This window comes from Paenibacillus sp. FSL K6-2524 (assembly GCF_038005525.1).
In the GTDB taxonomy this organism is placed as follows: domain Bacteria; phylum Bacillota; class Bacilli; order Paenibacillales; family Paenibacillaceae; genus Fontibacillus; species Fontibacillus anaericanus.
In genome coordinates, this window is the sequence record NZ_JBBOSP010000001.1 from 6176393 (window position 1) to 6196105 (window position 19713).

Genomic DNA, 19713 nt, shown 5'->3' on the forward strand with positions numbered 1-19713 from the left:
TACGGTCTCTCTGTAGTGTGACTTCCTATCTCTAGTTGTTCCCACTTATCTGTTCTACCACACTCCCAGCGAAAAAGGAACCGCTTTGCTCACGTTATTCCCGCCAAATTCATCTCCACCAAAGGTTTTTGCTCGAATGTAATAGATTTAGCTTAGCCGATTCCTTTTCTTATTGCCATCCATCCTCGCGCGGCGTTTTCCTCTACTCATCCACCTTAACTGGAACAACAGCCTCATGCAGCGCCAAATCCAATTCCTCTGCATACCGGCCCTTGGCTTCAGGTGTCCAATCTAAATACTGTGCCATATATTCCACTACCGGTGTCTTCCACGTTCTAACCCAAGAAATATTGAACAGAAGCGCCCCCGTACGTCGTATAAAAAAATCTACCGGTGTTGCCGCCATCTCCTCATTCATCGCATACAGAAGAGGAACACCTACTTCGGGCGGCAACCCACAATTAAAGGCAACATCCGCCTGTGTAGTATGTACATCGAACCACTCATATAATCGACCAACATTAGAACCGTATTTACGGGCCCAGATCTCTGCCAATTCCCAGGAAACTCCCCGCTTCTCGCCTTCATCAGCCTTCCTCAGCACATAATCATTAAAAGAATCCGATCCACCAACTCGTCCACCCGATATTGGAACACCCTTTGTCGCACAGGCCAGGAAAGAACCCACACCTTCTTCCTCCAATTGCACCGCAATCCGATCAACTACCGTTTCAGCCATTTTTCGATAGCCTGTTAATTTACCACCTGCCATCGAAATAAGCCCCGAGGCCGACTGCCAAATTTCATCCTTACGGGAGATTTCTGAGGGGCCTTTTCCTTCCTCATAGATCAGGGGGCGAACGCCTGCCCAACTCGACTCCACATCATCGGCAGTCAAGTCAATCTCAGGGAACATATCACGAAGAGCATCCAATATATACTGCTGGTCAGCGGCATTCACTTGAGGATGAGCAATATCTCCTGTGTACTCCGTATCCGTTGTGCCGATATAAGCCTTGCCGTCCCTAGGAATAGCGAACATCATTCTGCCATCAGAGGTATCGAAATAAATCGCCTGCCGCAAGGGAAAACGGCTGCGATCCATCACCAAATGGATCCCTTTCGTTAGTTGGAGCCTCTTACCCTGCTTCGAATTATCGAATTCGCGTAGTGTATCGACCCAAGGACCTGCGGCATTGACTATTTTTCGCGCCCGGACCTCGTAAGTGCACTCATTAAGTACATCTGTTAAAGACGCACCGATCATTTTGCCATTATCATAAATAAATTGGTTCACCTTTGTATAATTCACAGCCTGCGCACCCCGTTGCACTGCCTCCTTCAATACTTCGATCGTCAACCTCGCGTCATCCGTGCGGTACTCTACATAAGAACCCCCACCTAGCAGGTTAGATGCATTTAACAAGGGCTCTCTTCCTAGTGTCTCTGTTGCTGAGAGCATCCTCCGACGTTCTAATTTTTTGACACCTGCCAAGAAATCATACACCCGAAGGCCCAGAGAAGTACTGAGACTACCAAATGTCCCACCTTTATAGAAAGGGAGCAGCATCCGTTCTGGAGTCGTTACATGAGGTCCATTCTCATACACGATGGCTCGTTCTTTACCCACTTCGGCCACCAGTCGTATTTCTAGTTGTTTCAAGTACCTTAGGCCACCATGTACCAGCTTAGTTGAGCGACTGGAGGTCCCCGCTGCGAAATCCTGCATATCAACCAAGCCAACCTTCATTCCACGCGCAGCTGCATCCAAGGCAATACCCGATCCCGTAATTCCCCCACCAATCACTAATAGATCAAGAGGCATGGACGCCATCTGCTGAAGCCTATTCTCTCTTCCTTTACTGGCAAATAGACAATCCATCATCACCAATACCAACCTCCCGCTTCTTCCACAATAATAAAAGATCCCCGCTACACTGTAGGGCGTCTATTCAAACGGCCATAATGTAAGGGGATCTCCAAGTGTCATTCATTCTATATCAGTCGAATTCATTATTGCTATTGCCTTAGTAAAGGTATGGAAGGTTCGAAAGGGCTCTTGTTGTCCCGATCTACTCCTCTTCTGTATTGAGCTCATCTTCAATTTCAGCCTGCGAGGGCTTATCTGTAAGCTTCAACGTTGCAGTCAATAGTTCGCCATTACGATAATAGCTTACTTTCAGCGTGTCGCCGATCTTCTTGCTCTCATATAAGTATTTACGCAGTTCCCGCGTGGATTCAATCGGCTGCTCGTCAAGTTGCGTAATAATATCGTTCAGCTTGAATCCTGCTTCCTTCGCCGGACCATATGCCTCAAGTACGATTACTCCATCATTGACATCATTCGGTAGCTTAATTTCCTTGCGTTGTTCATCGGTTAATTGCGAATATGGATTATCGAGATCCAATGTGTATACACCTAGGTATGGGCGCACCACTTTGCCGTGTAACATTAAATCATCGACCGTCTTCATCACTTCATTCACAGGTATTGCGAATCCGAGTCCTTCCACACCCATGTCGGAAATCTTCATCGTATTAATTCCGATCAATTCTCCATTCAAATCAACCAGCGCACCGCCACTATTTCCTTCGTTGATCGCTGCATCGGTCTGGATCACTTCCTGCTCCCAATCATACACACCATCTTGATTAAGAGACACCGGAATGACCCGGCTCGGATAACTGACAATCCCTGAAGTAAGTGTCCCGCCAAGTCCGAGTGGATTGCCAATGGCAATGACCGTCTCACCGAGTCTAAGTTTCTTAGAATCTCCCAGATTAATGACCGTATCTATACCTTTGTCATCAATCTCCAGGACCGCAATATCATTCATCTGATCCTGGCCTGTTACCTTTGCTTTCTTAGATTCACCTTCGCTAGTTACAACTTCCAGATCCTCAGCACCAGCGATCACATGAGCATTGGTAATGATATAGGCCTTGCCATCTTGTTTCTTAAAAATAACCCCAGAACCCAGCGCAGCCAAATCAGGATCGCCACCCGAAAGTTCACTATGATTTAGAATACTTACTACAGTAGGTCCAACCTTTGAAGCCGCCTGACTAATTCGATCATAAGGATCTCCCGCGCCTGCACTCGCAGATGATCCACCTCGGGTAGAGAAGGGGTTTCCTGAAATGAAGCTAATAAGTAATACAGTAACAATCACACTTAAAACGGAGGAGATCAGTGAAATCTGTAGCGTGGATAATCCCGTTCGTTGCTTGCTTCTTCGCAATCCCCAGCCACTATCTTTTGCCGTACGGACGCTACGTTTCGTTATCTTTGTAGAATAAAAATCGTCTTCAAACAGTCCCATCCGAACTCTCCCCCTCCATGACTCTACCCGGGTATATCATCCCATGATCTATATATTATCTATATGCTCCCTAAAGTAAGGGTTACTTTCAACTTTATGCGGGGATAGCAACCCCATATTCCCACAGTTTCCTTCACTTCTTTAACGCCATGAACTGTCATTAAGTTGCCGTTTCGGAGGTGCTTTTTAATTTTTTTTATGACTTAGGAATGTTTTGCTCTATCACGGACTACACTAATAGTAAGTCGTGCTAGATTGATAGATTTATTTTACCACAATAAAGTGCTCTGAAACATTTTCCAATAGGATAAATTTCGGGAGAACATGACAAAGAGCCCGATGCGCAGGAATCACCCTTTGCGTCAGGCGCATATGCAAAGATCTGGTTAATATTCAGATCAAATCCCTCTATTCCACATTCCACAAAAAGAGTTACTCACAATCCAATTAGCAACTGGAAGTTCGCTCAACGAGGTGAGAATGAATAACAGTAATTTCTCCAGCTAATGTGACTCAAATGCCTACGCTAGGTAACTTAACTGGAATTTCTCCCGCTGATTTAACGTTTTGAAGCAATAGCGATAGAACTCAGTTGAATTAACTTGAGTTATTCCAGTTAAAAGATGAATGGCCAACTCCCGCAACAACTTAGCTGGATAATTTCCCCTTAAATCGCTCGACGGCTCGAATCAGGCATAATGCGTGTTACTAACCCATAGGTCAAGCACTAATTATAGTCTTCGAACCTACTTTGGTAACCTATTTCCATGCTAGTTTGCTCCATATCCACTCAAAGAAGTTTACGCTTCCCATGCTAGTTTTGCCCGCTGTCTATCCAACGAATTCTATGCTCACACAAAAATTTCAGGAGGTTTACCCATGGATTCCTATTTCTCAACGTCAATGAATGAGATCAATGTTATTGCTAAGCTTGCGGATCTGAAGGAGGATCACTATCATCATCTGCTGACACTCAGTACTTTAATCGAGTTGCTCATAGAGAAGGGCATCCTTACTCGTGAGGAGATCGATAAGAAAGCGCTGGAATTGGATCAGTTTATGGCTCCCCCACCGTATCCCACGGTGTAGGTCGGTCAAAAAATGTATCACGCAGCTCAAACTCGCTATCCCGGAAGAAGCAGCCGCGGTCTTCCATGGCCCCGCGTACAGACATCTTAGCAAGATCCGGTATATTGTGCTCCCGGCTTAGATGCGCAAGGTATGTCCGTTTGAGACGGCCATTAAGTAATTCACTCATCAACTCACCCGTTGCTTCGTTAGATAAATGGCCCATATCGCCGAGAATACGGCGCTTAATGTTCCATGGATAACGACCCATACGTAGCATTTCAATATCATGATTGGCTTCTAGTACAAGTACATCGGAGTCGGCAATCGCTAGTTTTACTTTATCACTGGCATAACCAAGGTCTGTGCAGACGCTTAGTTTGTACTTTTCATCATAGAATGAATATCCAACAGGCTCGGCGGCATCATGCGAGATCGCAAAAGATTCTACCCGTAACGAACCAAAATCATGCGCTTCCCCTGTGCCAAACACGCGGCGATTCTCAGCTAAGATATTACCAACTGAATTGTCTATGGCCCGCCATGTTTTTTCATTGGCATAGATCGGTAGATTATACTTTCTTGCTACGGGGCCCAGCCCTTTAACATGGTCGGAATGTTCATGAGTTACTAGAATCCCATTCAGCTCATGACCGGTCACTTCTCGTTCCAACAGGAGTTCATCTATTCTCTTCGCACTAAAACCTGCATCGACCATCAGCGTCGTTTCCCCATTGGTGACAATCGTCGCATTCCCCGTTGACCCACTCGACAACACTGTAAATCGTAATCCCATACTCTTCATTACTCCTTTGACTTCTCTGTGTTTGGACTAATAACGTCCCCACTGATGCCCTGAACATAATACTCCTTACCGCTTTCTAGCATGAACCGCCAAGCTGGCGTCACCGGTAAATGAGCATCCGAGTCGAATACCTGTCCATAGTATCCTAGCTGAATCTCTTTTACTACGGATCCCTCTGGCAAGAAATTTTCAATCAAATTCCCTAGTGCTTTGGAGGCAGATAACACTCGTTGTTCTTTCTCATCACTCACACTACTTATTTCAATATCTTCACGCATGTAAGATATAATCTTCTGATTACTATAGTATAACACTAGGTCAATATTAAAGAGTGGCCACTGTCCCTCCACCAGAGGGTGCAGAACAAACATCCCCTCACTACCCGCCACTTCGTCGTAACTATAGTTAACAATATCCGGCAGACTGCTCTTAAGTGCATTTTGAAGCTCTTTAGGCGTCCAAATCAACTTACTGTCCACGGGCTCAGGTAACTCCGTTATTTTACCACCCTGTCTCCCATCTACGAAACGATAAGAAATCTTTGGCAGCTCAGGTGTCTCATTTGGGATCTTGGCCAGCACCTTAATGCCTTTATCATCCATAATCATCTGTGTGCTTCCCTCTAGGGAGGTATAGTCCAGATTGGAGTCCGCTTGTTCCTCCAGATCATTCCATAGCTGATAACCGAGCACTAAATTCAGCAGCAGAAAAGCATATATGAGTACATTCTTCGCTCTACCCCAATCCATTCCCCGACCTCCCTTTTCACCTTCAATTCAACACACGTGTCGCACCATTACTCAACTCAACTACCCAGGTAGGCTGCAAAAGTAACCCCTCTTTAGTTAACGATGGTATATAAGCCGGATACAGGTTTGTGATGATAGCCTCTTTAGAAATGACGGCGATTTTATCGCGCAATTCTTTCCCGCCCTGCAAGGTGACTACTTTCTTGCTCCAAGTTCCCTCCGTTGTATAGAGCAGGGAGCGTTCGTACCCTACAATTGTACCTTGGCGCATTTCTAGCGTAATAGTACCGTAGTGAAAGGTCGGCAAATCGATAATAGGGAACGCCCCATATTGAGCAGCACCGTAATACTGCCGGAATACAGCAAGATGCTTATCGTCATCCCTACCTTCGCTTTGCTCTAGCCGGTACTTCCCGCTCCAACCTCCATGCGAATTCACATAATCCACAGCTGATACTACATTTTTACTAGGCGAATTATCGCCTGTAGAAGCGGCTGCCGGATCGGTGAAATTCATCCAATTTCGATCTTGCCTTACCTGTAAACTTCGCTTGCTATCAGTATAAATTTCCGAGCCATTTTTCTCCCGAATATAACGGGTAATACTAAAATCGAAGAATAAACTTCGCTGCATCTGTTCAGCTGTGTACAAGTCAATATTAAGTCCCGTCTCGACCATATCAATCGGTTCATCCGGGATATAGTATCCATTGACCAAAGTATAAGGAACCCAATCCTTACCGAAATTAATCTGCTGCTTCACGTCTTGCACAGTAAGGTCAACTTTTGTTGCCTCATACACAACCCCGCCCTCATTGCTGAAAAAGAATACCCGAACTTGATCCTCATTCTCCGTGTTATAAATCAGGATCTTACTTATACTTTCCGCTTCAAACAAAGAATCTGGAGAGATTTGCATTACCTTCTGAAGTAGTGCCACAGGAACTCCACCATCAAACTGTAACTCAATCCCCTCATGGGAACTGCGAATATCAGCCCAATTAATATTTTCCAAGGCATAGCGCTGAAATCCGTCGAATTGACGCCCTTTGAGACGTGAATTGATTAAGTTATAGAACGTAGATTCAGGGTAAAAAACACTATGACGATCATCTCCCATATGAATGACCATCTGCGCTGGAAAGATCATGCTTTCTACTTCCATTGGAATCCCCATGGTTTCGGCCTCAACATACTCACTCTCTGATTTAACGATAGGGTCGTTGCCTGGCAATCGATAGATCAGATAATAACTTTGCACCATACTGGCCACTACTAGTAGTGTGAGAAACAGCGATTTGATTGTCTCTTTCACAGTCCCTCGCCCCCTTGTTTCTGCTGCGGCAGCGTAAAGGTTACCTTCGTGCCTTTTCCATGGTCTGATTGCAATGCGATCGTTCCGCCATGGGCTTTTACAATTTCCCGGGCAATGGAAAGACCAAGGCCCGTCCCACCCATATCTCTGGATCGAGCCTTGTCCACTCGATAGAAACGTTCAAAAATACGATCTAAATCCCGCTTCGGAATTCCGATCCCATCATCCTGCACCGAGATAGCAATCCCACCATCATCCGCGGCCCGAGCTTCAATGGCGATATTACCGCCCTCAGGTGTATATTTCATGGCATTAGAGATTAAATTATCTAGCACTTGATCGATTTGATCACGGTCCACCCAAGCCGTCTCCACACGATTACCGATAAATATCGTAGGCTTAATTCCCCGCTCTTGCATTTGAAAAGAAAACCGATCCGCCACTTCCTCTAGCATCTCCATCACGCTAGTCGGCTGCTTACGTAGCAATGCCTCTTTGGAATCCAGTCTTGAAAGATGCAGCAAGTCTGTAACCAACCGAATCATCCGCTCCGTTTGGTTCTGAATAACCGATGCAAAGCGTGGGCCCAGATCGGGATCATTCATCGCACCATCTTCTAGCGCTTCCGTATAGCTCTTGATCGTCGTCAGCGGTGTCCGTAGCTCATGCGATACATTCGCCACGAACTCCCGCCGTGAAGCTTCTAGCTTCTCTTGCTCCGTCACATCTTGCAATACAGCAATCATGCCAATAATCCCGATCTGCCGCCTGTGGATCGGCGTGAATGTTACCCGAATCATAAACGTATCGCCATCCGGAGTTTCATTCTCCAGAATGGTAGAGTGCATAATTCCTTGCGTCAGAACCTCGCGCTCCTCAGAAGACAAGTTTAATAGCGTGATCATATCCGTATCGCCCGCTGACTCTTCCTCAACTTGCAACATCTCGCTCGCACGACGATTCATCAGAATGATCCGACCCGTCTCATCTGTCGCAATGACACCATCACTCATATTGGTCAGTATCGATGCCAGTTTCTCTTTCTCTTCCTCATTCTGTGCCAATGCATTACGTAGCCGACTTGTCATATAGTTAAAAGCTTTGCTGAGTTGTCCAATTTCGTCATTACCCAGCACCGGCATGGTCTGATGGAATTCCCCTTCTGCCACCGCAGTTGCCCGCTTGGTCAACTCCTTAATCGGTGAGGTAATCGTATGTGCCAGAATAACACCAAGCACAGCCGTCAGAGCCAGGGCCAGCAACATCCCCGATATAAAAATATTATTAATCCGCTGCATCGTGTCATATAGTTCATTCATTGAAGCGGCAATGTAGATCGCACCAACGATTTTTCCGCCACTATATACGGGCTTGGCCAATACCTTCTTGCGAACATCATCCACATCAATGATATATTCTTCATTATCGCGGTTGCCCTGCAAGGCACGACTAACCACGGTCTGTGTATTCTTGGTACCTACATAATCGGCATGTGACGGTTTCGAGGTCGTTAGAACCTTACCGCTTGCATCCAGTACCTGAATTTCCGCACCATTAATATTGAATAGATTGTTAACCAGCACTCGCAAATTATCTAGCGATTCTTCTGCCCCTTCACCCGTAATCCCCAGGTTTTGTGCTGCTAGTACAGAGAGCAATTCTGCGCGCTCCTGCAATTCCTTCGTGAAATTGCTAGTCAATGAAGTCTTCATTGCGCTCACGAAATAGACCCCGATCAATTGCATCGCGATCAGGATCAGCAGTACATAAATGATGATCAATTTGGCCTGGATCGTACGAAAAAAAGAAGACAGCTTCATTCTATAATACACCCGCCTTGGAGCTGCGCATCATATACCCCAATCCCCGCCGTGTCAAAATATATTCTGGCTTGCCTGGGTCCTTCTCAATCTTCTCCCGCAAACGACGAATTGTCACATCAACGGTACGCACATCCCCGAAGTATTCATAACCCCATACGGCTTGTAACAAGTGTTCTCTAGTCATTACTCTTCCTGAATTCTTAACCAGATAGTGAACAAGTTCATATTCCCTATGTGTCAGATCGAGCGGCTCATTATTCTTATACACGGTATACATATCGGTATCGATGAACAGCTCAAACAGTCTGATTCCTTGCGCATTTTCGGTTCCCTCTTGAGCCACTGGCTTCTGCTGACGTCGCATCTGCGCCTTGACTCTAGCGAGCAACTCGCGCGTACTAAATGGCTTCGTGACATAGTCATCCGCACCAAATTCCAACCCTAGCACCTTATCGATTTCCCCGTCTTTAGCTGTCAGCATAATAATAGGGGTTTGCAGTCTTGCCCGAACTTCTCTGCATACGTCCATACCATCCTTGCCGGGCAACATTAAATCAAGCAGAATCAAATCCGGATGTTCTGAGAAGGCAAGCTCTACCGCTTCAATCCCGTCAAACGCCAGGATGACTTCGTATCCCTCTTTTTCCAAATTAAACTTTAAGATATCAGCAATTGGCCGTTCATCATCTACTACTAGAATTTTCCCTTGCACTCTTGACTTCACCCCATACCTTCAGGCCTTGGCCGTTCTTTCCCTATCTTACCATACCTGAGGCTACGCTTCCCACTCGTCCAAGAAAAAAGGCCAACCCATATCGGGCTGGCCTCACTGTTATCTTTTTACAAATACTTCATTGGATTCTGTACGGTACCGTTCTTTATAATTTCAAAATGAAGATGAGTTCCTGTGGAGCGTCCGGTGTTGCCCATGATACCAATCACAGCTCCCTTTTCCACAACCTGACCCTTTTTCACACTAATTTTGCTCAGGTGACCATACAACGTTTCATACCCATTCTTATGATCAATAATGATGCAATTACCGTAACCGGATTTCGTGCCGACAAACGTTACAACCCCTTCATCCGAAGCAAGGATATTCCGTTTAGAGGAGACTAGATCTATGCCTTCATGCATTCTGCCCCACCGTTTGCCATAACTACTACTCATTCTGGCATCCACTACCGGCCAAGCGAATTCACCGCTTCCTACACCCATAATCTTTGTCCCTTGAAGGACGATCTTAGGCTTGGACTGTGTTATAACCTCCTGGCCCAACCATTCCTCGGCAATAACTACACCGTTCTCTTTGGTCAAACGATATTCCATCGTCTTTAATCCGCTTGCGCCTTCAGAAATCACTTTCGATTTACCCGCCTGCATGTTACTACTCTTGCGAATAATCACCTGTGGTTCCGTAACAATCTCTTCAGAGACACGTTCGATCGTCTTCACTGTCAAAGCTGGTCTTACTGCCTTTACCTTCAGTTCCATACCAATTTGCAAACTTTTCTCCTTGGCACCCGGATTGTTACTGAATAACTCCTTCTGAGTTACATCAAAGCGCTGGGCGATGGAAGAGATCGTATCGCCTTCTTGCACCTCATAAGTAACAGCCTTCTCACTTCCTTGAAGAATAAGATCCAGCGCATCCTCTGTATCCATAACTTGACTCGGTTCCGTAGTCAGCGGGACTTGAGAAATTTCCTCGTTGAATTTAATCGACTCTAAGGTGACGCTTGGAGCATTGGCCTGGGTAGAGGTTGTCTTGACCCCGCCTGTCTTCTGCACCTTACTGGCTATTCTACTCTGAGGGGCCGATTCCGTGTACTTCCCTTTCAACTCACTCAACACCGCAGCCACGGCGGCCTCGTCTTTGAGAACTCCAATTAACTTGTCATCGATTCGAAGCTCTACACCCTGGGCATGAACCTGTACGAGACTGTCCAACTTCTGGAGGGTTTGATCCGGCTGGACCTCTGCTTTATAAGCTCTTTCCGAGACCGTAGTAATTCCTTCGCGTTCCACCACGAGATCCACATCTGGATATTGCTCTTTATATTGTTGTTCTTTATTTTTGTAGAGAGCTTCTAACTGCTTTTCATCATTTAGCGTTCCTATTTCCTGTCCATCGACGTACACTCTAACAAATGAGACGGTGTTCGCTAGAACATAATGTTGCCTAGTAAAGAATAGAATCCCTGAGATCATGACAACGGCGATCGCACTAATAACAAACAATTGAGACCTGGATCTACCGAACCAGGAGAAATGAACTACACCTTTGGTGTCCTGCTCACTCTTCTCTAGTTTCTCTTCTTGATGACCATCCTTCTCTCTCGCCGATGTAAACCATTTCCGCTGCAAGAGTCGTTCGCATTTTTCTCTGAAACCTTTCATAGAAATCTCCTTTACACATCTACTATATAGATCAAACTCTGAAATAGTGTCAAAATTTTAATCTTTAGTCACTATGATACTGTACCACAGCCAGGCAAGAGATTACAAGCTTAGGTAAAACAGCAAAACCCCCGCTCTGGGAGCGGGGTTCAGCGTTTTTTGCAGGTTTTTGACGATTGGTATATTCTTTACATTTATGTGAATGTTACCGCCTTCTTGGATAGATCCTCTCAGCTCTTCCAATCATTTTTGGATAATTTTCATCATTTTAGCATACTCTTCTTTGTCCAAATATTTCGATAACACTTGCTCGATGGTGAATATTTCAGATTCAGTTAATCCACCTTCCATCGCTTCTGTTAATTTACGCATTTCTTCCTCCGGAAGTTTGGACATTAGCATAGCAAATACTTCTTCCTTCTCCGTACTCGCAAGTTCATCTTTCTTCGCCACCAGGTCATCCGGTGAAACGATGACCTCTTGATCCTGCTGCGAATCCCCTGAGGAAATCCCCCCCATGACTGGGAGGGCATCCTCCGGAACGCTCTGCTCTGGATCACTACTGGTAGGCTCACCATTATCATTCTCTGGATCCGAAGTTGAAGTTCTACTGCTAGGCTGATCGCCTGGAGGCGTATCCGTATCACTTGATGATTCCTTGGCTGGATCATCAACGGTGTTACCCTCTGTTTTCCCGCCAAGGTCTGCGACATTCGTATCATTCTGATCTTTGACTTTACTATTTCCGCCAAAGCCCAGCATTTCCTTCATAATTTGCCCAACACTAGGTACTGAGCTTGTCATTGAAATATTATAACTACTTAACAACGACCCGATATAGTGATTTACCACGTAGCCCGTTGTCAGCACCGTCAATAAACTGACCACAACTATCGTAATGGACAGCTTTAGTAGCCACCCGATATATTTCATTCTTCTTCCTCCTTGGCACTCACCTTATAGAACGGGACAGTGGTGTGTTGCACTCTATTGTCCCTAGTACCAGTATGGACGACGAGAGAACGATTCAACCTAGTAGAGCTAAATTTAGAATGATAATCCACCGGAAAAATAAAAAAAGCCATTCAGAACGTAACAGCTAACGTTACTCTGAATGGCTTAAATTATGTTATTTTTAAATTCTATTCGTAGATAGGTAGTACTTGATTTGTTTGGCTGCGGTTACGACCAACAGAGAAGATGGCAATTGGAATTCCAGTTAACTCGGATACACGCTCTACGTATTTCCGCGTAGTTTCAGGCAATTCATCCAGCGTCTTTACACCTGTAATATCCTCAGACCAACCTGGCATTTCCTCATAGACAGCTTCGCATTCCGCAAGCATTTTAAGACTAGCTGGATAATGCGAAATGACTTCACCGCGATATTTATAGCCGGTGCAAATTTTAACTGTCGCAAGACCTGTTAGCACGTCCAACGAGTTTAATGATAGACCCGTAAGACCACTTACCCGGCGAGCGTGACGAACAACTACAGTATCAAACCAGCCTACTCGACGTGCACGGCCTGTTACTGTACCATATTCATGCCCTGTTTCACGGATGTAATCACCGATTTCATCCTTCAATTCTGTTGGGAATGGGCCATCGCCTACGCGAGTCGTATACGATTTAGCTACCCCGATAACTTGATCAATCTTCGATGGACCCACACCAGATCCAATACATACTCCGCCAGCCGAAGGATTGGAGGACGTTACGAAAGGATATGTCCCTTGATCGATATCAAGCATTACACCTTGTGCACCTTCAAACAGTACTTTTTTATCTGCATCAATTGCATCATTTAATACAACCGAAGTATCCGTTACATAAGGACGAATGAACTCTGCATATTCTAAGTATTGTGCCAGCGTTTCTTCAATTTCAAGCGGCTCTGAACCATATACCTGTTCGATAATGTGATTCTTCTCCTTCATCAAATGACGCAGCTTCAATTCAAACTCCTCAGCATCAAGCAAATCGGCGATCCGAATGCCGTTACGAGCCGCCTTATCCATATAAGCCGGGCCAATCCCTTTACGAGTTGTACCGATCTTATTCGGTCCCTTACGATCTTCCTCTAATGCATCAAGCACCATATGATATGGCATGATAACATGTGCACGGTCACTGATGACCAGGTTCTTCGTACTGAATCCATTGTCATGGATATAAGTGATTTCTTCAATAAGCGCTGCCGGATTGATAACCATACCATTACCGATTACGCATTTCTTATCATCATAAAAAACACCTGAAGGAATCAAGCTGAGTTTGTACTTCTTACCATCAATTAGTATCGTGTGACCGGCATTGTTACCGCCTTGATAACGGGCCACCACATCTGCGCTCTCTGCCAGAAAATCCGTGATTTTACCTTTACCTTCGTCTCCCCACTGTGTTCCCACAACGACTACTGTTGACATGTACATTCCCCCGTTGGTGCCTTTGCACCTATATTTGCATTTGCTATTGTTCGGTCTGCCATCCTATTAAATATCAACATTACATTTCATACAACACGTTATTTACATTTAATGTATTAACGCAGCAATATCAGTTTAACAGTCTCCATTTTCAAAGTCAAATTAAAAGACGAACAATCCAGACACTAATGACCGGATTGTTCGGGAAACAAAGAAATTACTATATGAGCAGGTCATATAGTATCTAAAGTGACAAGAGACATCCGAAATCAAGACTCCGTTTTTAAATTCATACGTCCTTTATCCATTTTGTTTCACTTCTTGCATTTGCTGCTCAAGTACAGCTGCAAATGCTGAACGCTGTTGCTCCGTAAGTTGCTCTGCCGCAAGCCTCCCTTGCTCCTGCATAGCATTCACGATCTCTTCGGTAGATACTTGAGTGCTACCCACCCCAGTTACTCCCTCATTCATCAGCCCTATTCTGAGTTTCTCCTTAACCTCCACACTTAATACAGTATTAGGGTTTCAGATGTAGACGCTGCTTCAGTCGTTGTAATTGAAGCGCTGGATCGACTCGTGAATATTATCGTCTTTAATGATATGGGTGTGCCCGCTGATAGGATAAAGTCTGAAACAGCCGATATGAGCTGTGCCTATTTGTTCCATCAGTGAGGGATTCTAAGCCCTTAAAAGTTTTTTTGGGCAAAAAAATACGGCCTGACGGTATCCCGTCAGCCCGCAAATGAATCGGTATGCGCTCGTTCATAATTCGCGAATTTATTAAAGTTCTTGAGGAAGACGAGCTCAACCGTACCCACCGGACCATTCCGCTGCTTAGCAATAATGATCTCGATAATGTTCTTCTTCTCTGTCTCCTGATTATAATAATCGTCCCGATATAGAAACGCTACGATATCGGCATCTTGCTCGATGGAACCCGACTCCCGAAGGTCAGACATCATCGGACGCTTGTCCTGCCGCTGCTCTACGCCCCGGCTAAGCTGAGACAGTGCGATAACTGGAATTTCCAGTTCCCGCGCAATCTGCTTCAATGTCCGGGATATCTCGGATACTTCCTGCTGCCGATTCTCCCCCGCTTTTCCACGTCCATGAATCAATTGAAGGTAATCGATGACGATCATCCCAAGTCCCTTCTCCTTCTTCAACCGACGACATTTAGCGCGAATATCGGCAACGGTAATCCCTGGTGTATCATCGATATAAATCTCAGCCTCTGATAAGGCAGCAATGCCCATCGTTAACTTAGACCAATCTGCATCGTTCTTAAACTCCCCCGTACGCATGATACTCGCATCGAGATTAGCCTCGGCACAAATCATCCGTTGTACAAGCTGTGGAGCTGACATTTCTAGGCTGAAGATCGCAACGGTCTCTTTAGCACGGACCGCCACGTTCTGGGCAATATTAAGGGCAAACGCCGTCTTCCCGACAGAAGGCCGTGCGGCAACGATGATGAGATCATTCCGCTGGAAACCAGCCGTCATCTTATCAAGGTCAACGAAGCCCGAAGGAATACCCGTTGTTGGTCCACTATTCATATGGAGATGCTCAATCTTCTCGAACACTTCCATTAGCACATCACGAATAGCGATAAATCCACTACCCGATCGGCGATTTGAAATTTCTAAGATCTGCCGCTCCGCATCGCTTAGCAACCCCGAGACATCTTCGCCCCCGGTATACCCATCGCTAACAATCTGCGTAGCCGCCCTGATCAAACGACGGAGCATTGATTTCTCTTCAATGATCCGTGCATAATATTCAACATTAGCCGCCGTTGGTACAGCATGAGCCAGCTTGGACAAATAACTTACTCCGCCAATATCCTCCAGTTCGCCCCGATCTTGCAACAATGAAGTGAGTGTCACCAGATCAATCGGATGACTATCCTCACCTAACTGCACCATAGCGTCATAGATTAATTGATGCGGCTTGTCATAGAAATCCTCTGTCCGCACCCTTTCCATCGCTGTAATCAAAGCTTCGGACTGGAGTAGAATCGCTCCTAGTACCGCCTGTTCCGCCTCTAAATTCTGCGGAGGGATTCGGTCGAAATAATTATCCGTAGCCATCTTATTCCTCCGTTACTTGAACCTTAATCGTTGCCTTCACTTCAGGATGAAGCTTAACAGGAATCTGAGTCACACCAAGTCCACGAATAGGTTCTGGCATTTCAATCTTACGTTTATCGATCTTATAGCCTGCCTTTACTACGGCTTCTGCTACTTGCTTACTCGTAATTGCTCCGAAAAGACGTCCACCTGCACCGGCTTTAGCCTTCAAGACAATCGTCATCTCTTCCAATTTCTTGCCTAATTCGATCGCTTCTTGTTTCTCCTGTTCTTTGCGTTTCTGTTCTGCCGCTGTTTGATTCTCAAGCGTCTTCACATTACCACCTGTTGCTATAGAAACAAGTCCACGTGGAAGCAAAAAGTTCTGCGCATACCCCTCAGAAACCTCCTTGACTTCACCCTTTTTACCTTGACCCTTCACATCTTTCAAGAATATAACCTTCATTCGAATAACCCCTCTTCCTTGTCTATTTCATCCAGTACTTTCAGCAATCTCTTCTCTGCTTCTGCCTGGCTTCCTTCTAATTGTACTGCGGCATTTGTTAAATGTCCGCCACCACCTAGTCGCTCCATCACAACCTGCACATTCATGCTACCTAGTGAACGAGCACTGATACCAATGAGACCATCAGGTCGTTCACTAATAACGAACGAAGCAAGCACATTCGTCATATTCAACAGCGTATCGGCCACTTGGGCGATCAACAGCTGCGGAATAGGATGGCCAGGCTCGGATACAGCGATCGCAATATTGCCATAAATTAATCTGGCATGCTTGATAATATCCGCCTTAGCCATGTATTCCTGTAGATCTTCCTTCAGTAGACGTTGTACCATCATCGTATCTGCACCGACCCTTCGGAGGAAGGCCGCAGCCTCGAAGGTTCGTGAGCCTGTATGCAGTGCGAATTGCTTCGTATCCACCGTGATACCCGCCAGTAAGGTTGTTGCTTCGAGAGGGCTGATTACAACCTTCTCATGAACATATTGCAACAGTTCCGTAACTAGCTCACAAGTAGAAGAGGCATACGGTTCAAGATATACGAGCATCGCGTCATTGATGAATTCTTCACCACGTCGATGATGATCCACCACTACAATCCGCGTGGCTTCAGCAACAAGCTTGGGCTCCATCGTCATCGACGGCTTGTGCGTATCCACTAGCACAAGCAAGGTATGCTCCGTCATAATTGCCATCGCCTGTTCCGGCGTTATGAACCGCCGTGCCAACACTTCTTCCTTCTCGATTCGATCCATCAAGCGATCAATACTTGGATTCGAACCATCCAGAACAATATAAGATTCAACCTTATACATGTCAGCTGCCTTCAGCACCCCGATGGATGCACCAATCGCATCCAGATCGGGCATGCGGTGACCCATAATAATCACACGATCGCTTTCTTGCATCAAATCGCGTAGCGCATGCGCGATAACACGAGCGCGGACGCGTGTCCGCTTCTCTGTGGCGCCCGTCTTGCCGCCATAGAACGACAAGCGTTGACCGGCCTTCACAGCGGCCTGGTCCCCGCCCCGCCCGAGAGCCATATCCAAACTGGACTGCGCAAGCTCGCCCAGTTCACTGAAGCTCTCGGCTCCAAAAGCAAGGCCGATACTAAGCGTCATCGGCACCTTGAGGTCCGCTGTCATCTCGCGGACCTCATCCAGAATAACAAAGCGGCTCTGCTCTAGCTCACTGAGCGACTTTTGATTCAATATCATAAGCGTCCGCTCAGAAGACAGCCGCCGCAGATAAACTCTATACTGCTTACCCCACTCTGTAATTGCGGTTGTTACCCGGGCGATTAACGCCGTACGTTGCTGATCATCCATCCCTTGGGTTGCCTCATCTAAGTTGTCCAGCATCACGATACCAAACGCAGCCTTCTCATCTTCATATCGTTCACGTAACACAGCGAGTTCCGTTATGTCATGCATATATATCAATCGTTCATCTGTATCGATGGTTAACTCATAATACCGGAGGTCCAACATAATCTCTACCGTAGACCTAGCACTGTTGCTCTCTTTCTTATCCTTGATCAATTGCGGTAATGGAGGCAACAACTCAGACAACGGTTTCCTAACCACCGACTCCTGACCAAAAACCCCGCCAACATAACGATTATGCCACTCCACTGTCCGATCTTCATTGTAGAGCAGAATGCCAAACGGTAAACGTCCGACCGCTTCTCCCTCTACCCGCTTAATTCGATACGTCAAATCCGTGACATACATAACTAGTTCCTTGCGGAAGCGTCGTTCCGCCATGAGCATCATATACGTCAAACCAATAACTAGACACAGACCTATCAGACCCAGTATCCAATTATAAGAAGAGATGAGAATGACGAGCAAGAGTTGAAGCATGAACACCCACACGGTCTGATACCCGTGCCAACGTTTTTGTAACAAATTAGGCATGCCTTCTCACCCTATCGTCTTGATCTAGTAATCATCTCACGCAGCGGAAATGCAATATCCAATAGCCCGGCAATCCATAATCCCGGTACAAATGGCAGCGCCAATACGAGTAATACAGGAATCACAGGATACCACTTCTTATGATAAGCCACGAAGAAGACAAAACTGGCCGTCTGAATAATGAAGAGAACCTGAAGCAACGGAATCAAGTTATCCAATATCATACCCAGAGACCCTTCACTCGCGGAAGGTCCAGCAAACATAATAAGTAAAGTGCTGATTAGATAATACCAGATTAGTGATCGTGGCAGCCTCCAATCACGTAGCGGAGGCATCTTAGATACAACGTGTCCCATGCTATTTAATGTTGGTCTAACAATGACATGTGTAATTGAGGAAATTAACAACGAACAAAGGATCAATGTAAACGGAATAAACCGCACTGCATACGTCGAGAATTTCTCTGTCATCTCTGGGGACCATACCATGCCACCCGTCAGAGTCGTATCCGTTACATTTTGCAGCGGAGTCACTGCCGTACTCATAATATCTTCAATAGACGACGCCAAGTTGAAATCAAAGAATAATGAACCTATGCTTAGAAGCAATAGGAACTCGAGCAGTATAACTCCCATTCCCGTGATCACAATCTTGACAGCAGAAGCGTGCTTCTTGTATAAATGCCCCATCGCGATCGACGGTATCATGAAATAAACAGCTTGAAGCAATAATACCGCTCCAAATATATAGTTCCCCATCAGCGTGCCAATGGCAAGCAACGCAATCCAGACTCCCGCAATATGTACGAGAAACTTCTTGCGTGGCAGCATCGTGTAGAGCAATGTACCTGGAACTACGAGGAGAAAAGCCGTAATGACAGTAAGTGGAGTAACGAGTGATAATAGGAGCAACAAATAAGCGAAGCTCCAGGCGATTGATGTCCAGTGCGATTTCAAAATTGTTTCACCTCTTACGCAAATGATCTTCAAGTGTGGAGATATCCTGGTACCAATCTTCCAGTTGATGTCCTTCTTGTTTGTGTTTCTTTAATTTTTCCAGAATGGTATCGTCCAAATTACGATACGATACACCAAGCCTGCGCCCCAGAATATAACTGCTGACGATCAGACTAGCGAGACTGTCACTTACCCGTGTCGTGCTGCCTTCCCACAATGCTTTGAATAAACGGGCTACGTGATCGACTACTTCCGTTTTGAGCCATTCAATCACTTTGGCGCGTTTGGCCACATCCATTTCTTTATGCATAGCGGACAGCTTCAAACC

General features: G+C 45.8%; 17 protein-coding genes. 1 reads left to right on the plus strand and 16 read right to left on the minus strand.

All coding sequences use genetic code 11. The annotated features are described in order from the left end of the window. Positions 1–202: 202 nt before the first annotated feature. Both NST85_RS28695 and NST85_RS28700 read right to left on the minus strand, forming a co-directional pair. Positions 203–1882 carry a glycerol-3-phosphate dehydrogenase/oxidase gene (locus NST85_RS28695; protein ID WP_341191183.1) on the minus strand — a complete coding sequence of 560 codons (1680 nt, stop codon included), beginning with the start codon at positions 1880–1882 and terminating at the stop codon, positions 203–205. Positions 1883–2072: 190 nt separating this feature from the next. After that, on the minus strand, positions 2073–3323 hold the full coding sequence (locus tag NST85_RS28700; RefSeq protein WP_307400268.1) for a S1C family serine protease: 1251 nt from the start codon (positions 3321–3323) through the stop codon (positions 2073–2075). Positions 3324–4202: 879 nt separating this feature from the next. Here NST85_RS28700 and NST85_RS28705 point away from each other — a divergent pair. Continuing rightward, positions 4203–4412, plus strand: a complete 210-nt coding sequence (locus NST85_RS28705; RefSeq protein WP_127191514.1) for a hypothetical protein — start codon at positions 4203–4205, stop codon at positions 4410–4412. On the opposite strand, the gene NST85_RS28710 is transcribed toward NST85_RS28705, so the two are convergent. The 14 genes from NST85_RS28710 to NST85_RS28775 form a co-directional block, all read right to left on the minus strand. Next, positions 4381–5187: an MBL fold metallo-hydrolase gene (locus NST85_RS28710; RefSeq protein WP_341191033.1), complete on the minus strand. Its 807-nt coding sequence runs from the start codon at positions 5185–5187 to the stop codon at positions 4381–4383. The genes NST85_RS28705 and NST85_RS28710 overlap by 32 nt on opposite strands. 8 nt (positions 5188–5195) lie before the next feature. Next, positions 5196–5945 carry a two-component system regulatory protein YycI gene (yycI, locus tag NST85_RS28715; RefSeq protein ID WP_341191034.1) on the minus strand — a complete coding sequence of 250 codons (750 nt, stop codon included), beginning with the start codon at positions 5943–5945 and terminating at the stop codon, positions 5196–5198. A 22-nt stretch (positions 5946–5967) separates the two neighbouring features. Beyond that, positions 5968–7260, minus strand: coding sequence for a YycH family regulatory protein (locus tag NST85_RS28720; protein WP_341191035.1), 1293 nt, complete (start codon positions 7258–7260; stop codon positions 5968–5970). After that, entirely contained in the window at positions 7257–9080 is a 1824-nt protein-coding gene (gene walK / locus NST85_RS28725; RefSeq protein WP_341191036.1) for a cell wall metabolism sensor histidine kinase WalK, read from the minus strand. Before walK ends, NST85_RS28720 begins: the two co-directional genes overlap by 4 nt. 1 nt (position 9081) lies before the next feature. Next, complete coding sequence (gene yycF / locus NST85_RS28730; RefSeq protein WP_341191184.1) at positions 9082–9795, minus strand: response regulator YycF; 714 nt, start codon at positions 9793–9795, stop codon at positions 9082–9084. A gap of 128 nt (positions 9796–9923) precedes the next feature. Next, entirely contained in the window at positions 9924–11483 is a 1560-nt protein-coding gene (locus tag NST85_RS28735) for a peptidoglycan DD-metalloendopeptidase family protein (RefSeq protein WP_341191037.1), read from the minus strand. 243 nt (positions 11484–11726) lie between these two features. Then, positions 11727–12416 carry a hypothetical protein gene (locus NST85_RS28740; protein ID WP_341191038.1) on the minus strand — a complete coding sequence of 230 codons (690 nt, stop codon included), beginning with the start codon at positions 12414–12416 and terminating at the stop codon, positions 11727–11729. Positions 12417–12625: 209 nt separating this feature from the next. Next, positions 12626–13912 (minus strand): adenylosuccinate synthase, encoded by a 1287-nt coding sequence (locus NST85_RS28745; RefSeq protein ID WP_341191039.1) that lies wholly within the window; start codon positions 13910–13912, stop codon positions 12626–12628. 300 nt (positions 13913–14212) lie between these two features. Next, a complete protein-coding gene (locus tag NST85_RS28750) occupies positions 14213–14362 on the minus strand; it encodes a hypothetical protein (RefSeq protein ID WP_341191040.1) in 150 nt (49 codons plus the stop codon). A 281-nt stretch (positions 14363–14643) separates the two neighbouring features. Further along, entirely contained in the window at positions 14644–16005 is a 1362-nt protein-coding gene (gene dnaB / locus NST85_RS28755) for a replicative DNA helicase (protein WP_127191505.1), read from the minus strand. 1 nt (position 16006) lies between these two features. Beyond that, complete coding sequence (gene rplI / locus NST85_RS28760; RefSeq protein WP_127191504.1) at positions 16007–16450, minus strand: 50S ribosomal protein L9; 444 nt, start codon at positions 16448–16450, stop codon at positions 16007–16009. Further along, entirely contained in the window at positions 16447–18429 is a 1983-nt protein-coding gene (locus NST85_RS28765; protein ID WP_341191041.1) for a DHH family phosphoesterase, read from the minus strand. The genes rplI and NST85_RS28765 overlap by 4 nt, the downstream gene beginning before the upstream one ends. 11 nt (positions 18430–18440) lie before the next feature. Further along, positions 18441–19385, minus strand: a complete 945-nt coding sequence (locus NST85_RS28770) for a DUF2232 domain-containing protein (RefSeq protein ID WP_341191042.1) — start codon at positions 19383–19385, stop codon at positions 18441–18443. 7 nt (positions 19386–19392) lie between these two features. Beyond that, positions 19393–19695 carry a MazG-like family protein gene (locus NST85_RS28775; RefSeq protein WP_211350067.1) on the minus strand — a complete coding sequence of 101 codons (303 nt, stop codon included), beginning with the start codon at positions 19693–19695 and terminating at the stop codon, positions 19393–19395. Between the last annotated feature and the right edge of the window lie 18 nt (positions 19696–19713).

What these genes read in the sequence shown, in the direction of transcription:
- walK (WP_341191036.1), bottom strand. Translation starts at nt 9,080, where the DNA reads ATGAAGCTGTCTTCTTTTTTTCGTACGATCCAGGCCAAATTGATCATC.
- rplI (WP_127191504.1), bottom strand. Translation starts at nt 16,450, where the DNA reads ATGAAGGTTATATTCTTGAAAGATGTGAAGGGTCAAGGTAAAAAGGGT.
- NST85_RS28705 (WP_127191514.1), top strand. Translation starts at nt 4,203, where the DNA reads ATGGATTCCTATTTCTCAACGTCAATGAATGAGATCAATGTTATTGCT.
- NST85_RS28765 (WP_341191041.1), bottom strand. Translation starts at nt 18,429, where the DNA reads ATGCCTAATTTGTTACAAAAACGTTGGCACGGGTATCAGACCGTGTGG.
- NST85_RS28775 (WP_211350067.1), bottom strand. Translation starts at nt 19,695, where the DNA reads ATGCATAAAGAAATGGATGTGGCCAAACGCGCCAAAGTGATTGAATGG.
- NST85_RS28735 (WP_341191037.1), bottom strand. Translation starts at nt 11,483, where the DNA reads ATGAAAGGTTTCAGAGAAAAATGCGAACGACTCTTGCAGCGGAAATGG.
- NST85_RS28740 (WP_341191038.1), bottom strand. Translation starts at nt 12,416, where the DNA reads ATGAAATATATCGGGTGGCTACTAAAGCTGTCCATTACGATAGTTGTG.
- NST85_RS28695 (WP_341191183.1), bottom strand. Translation starts at nt 1,882, where the DNA reads ATGGATTGTCTATTTGCCAGTAAAGGAAGAGAGAATAGGCTTCAGCAG.
- dnaB (WP_127191505.1), bottom strand. Translation starts at nt 16,005, where the DNA reads ATGGCTACGGATAATTATTTCGACCGAATCCCTCCGCAGAATTTAGAG.
- yycI (WP_341191034.1), bottom strand. Translation starts at nt 5,945, where the DNA reads ATGGATTGGGGTAGAGCGAAGAATGTACTCATATATGCTTTTCTGCTG.
- NST85_RS28710 (WP_341191033.1), bottom strand. Translation starts at nt 5,187, where the DNA reads ATGGGATTACGATTTACAGTGTTGTCGAGTGGGTCAACGGGGAATGCG.
- NST85_RS28700 (WP_307400268.1), bottom strand. Translation starts at nt 3,323, where the DNA reads ATGGGACTGTTTGAAGACGATTTTTATTCTACAAAGATAACGAAACGT.
- NST85_RS28745 (WP_341191039.1), bottom strand. Translation starts at nt 13,912, where the DNA reads ATGTCAACAGTAGTCGTTGTGGGAACACAGTGGGGAGACGAAGGTAAA.